General features: G+C 60.1%; 1 pseudogene. It reads right to left on the minus strand.

What is annotated here, in order from left to right:
* A pseudogene (gene fusA / locus EA795_RS20780) lies at positions 1-536 on the minus strand (elongation factor G); the annotation flags it as partial.

Consider the following 536-nt stretch of genomic DNA (forward strand, 5'->3'; position numbering starts at 1 on the left):
GCCTCGACGATGTTCGCCGGAGCCTCTGAGTATTTCGAGAATTCCATGGAGTAGCTGGCGCGACCCTGGGACATGGAACGAACGTCGGTCGCATAACCGAACATCTCGCCCAGCGGAACCTCGGCACGAATCACCTTGCCGGAGACCGAGTCTTCCATCCCCTGAATCAGACCACGACGACGGTTCAGGTCACCCATCACGTCACCCATGTAGTCCTCAGGTGTCACCACCTCCACCTTCATGATCGGCTCAAGCACTACCGCACCGCCCTTCTGGGACAGCTGCTTGGTCGCCATGGAGGCAGCCACCTTGAACGCCATCTCGTTGGAGTCGACGTCGTGGTAGGAGCCATCGAAAACGGTCGCCTTCAGGCCGATCAGCGGATAGCCGGCCACGACGCCGTTCTTCATCTGCTCTTCGATGCCCTTCTGGATCGCCGGGATGTATTCCTTCGGAATGACGCCACCGACCACTTCGTTGACGAACTGCAGGCCTTCCTGACCTTCGTCGGCCGGCGCGAAGCGCACCCAGCAATG

Source organism: Stutzerimonas nitrititolerans (assembly GCF_003696285.1).
Taxonomy (GTDB): domain Bacteria; phylum Pseudomonadota; class Gammaproteobacteria; order Pseudomonadales; family Pseudomonadaceae; genus Stutzerimonas; species Stutzerimonas nitrititolerans.